The sequence below is a fragment of the Seonamhaeicola marinus genome (genome assembly GCF_008085455.1).
Genome location: NZ_VSDQ01000649.1, coordinates 1 through 1,028 on the forward strand (window position 1 = coordinate 1; position 1,028 = coordinate 1,028).

At 29.2% G+C, this 1,028-nt stretch carries 1 protein-coding gene and 1 pseudogene; one reads left to right on the plus strand and one right to left on the minus strand.

Going from position 1 to position 1,028, the window contains the following annotated elements:
* Positions 1-466 (plus strand): endonuclease/exonuclease/phosphatase family protein (locus FUA24_RS25170; RefSeq protein WP_187388256.1); only part of this gene is annotated, 466 nt, incomplete at its 5' end.
* A gap of 2 nt (positions 467-468) precedes the next feature.
* Here FUA24_RS25170 and FUA24_RS11005 read toward each other — a convergent pair.
* A pseudogene (locus FUA24_RS11005) lies at positions 469-1,028 on the minus strand (penicillin-binding protein 1C); the annotation flags it as partial.

Sequence of the window (1,028 nt, forward strand, 5' to 3'; positions counted from 1 at the left end):
CCCTAATTATTATTTTTATGAAAACAAAAACGAAGCTATTGGTGTGTTTTCAAAACAGCCTATTTCAGTTAAAAGCATTAAACCATCAAAATACAATTCAACAGTTATAAATTTTGAAACATACAATATAAACTTTTATGCGGTTGATGTTTCAGGAAGTTTTGATGTTCCTAGAAGTTGGGAGCTTAATTTTGTTTCTAAAAACATTTTAAACAATAAAAACACATTGGTTTTGGGCGATTTTAATGTGCCTTATGAATCTAAGTTATTAAAACCTTTAAAAACTAATTTTAACCATGCTTTTAATAAAAAAGGATTTGGGTTTAGAGAAACATGGTTTTATAATTTACCTCTTTTATCATTAGATCATATTTGGGTTTCAAAAGATTTAAAAATTTTAAAAACCAATAAAGTTTGTACCTTTAAAAGTGATCATGCTATTATTAAAACTGTTATAAAAAACTAAGTTTATTTACGTACCTCAAAAATACGTTTTGCTTCATTGCCAAAACTATCAACTACTGTTAGGGTGTGTGTACCTTCTTTTGGTAAAATAGCTAGCTCATGTAAGTTTTTAGTGCTACCAACAAACTCACTATTTAAATACCAAAATATAGTACTTTCGGGTTTAGAGTGTGCTACTTTTAAAACGAGTTCGTTGGTGTTACCCTCAAAATCTTTTGGTAAAAACACATTATTATTATCGTTTGGATAAATAAATGCCATTGAAATAGTGGTGTTACCCAAACAGTCATTTCTAAAAGGAGGTAATGTTTTGTAAAACGGATTATTAGTTTTGTAATAATAAGCCATTAATGGAGGCAATACAAACCAAGAGGTGTGTTTTATATTACGCACATCTTCGCAAGATGTATTTACTTGAAAGGTTTCAGTAATATCTAAATGAATTAATTTATGATAGGGGCAAGCTTTGGTTTTCAATCCGCTTAATTGAATGTAAGCAAGCTCAGTATCGTTACAGTTTAAAGAAGCTCTGTGTCCGCTTTGTTTACAAATGGTTACTTGTT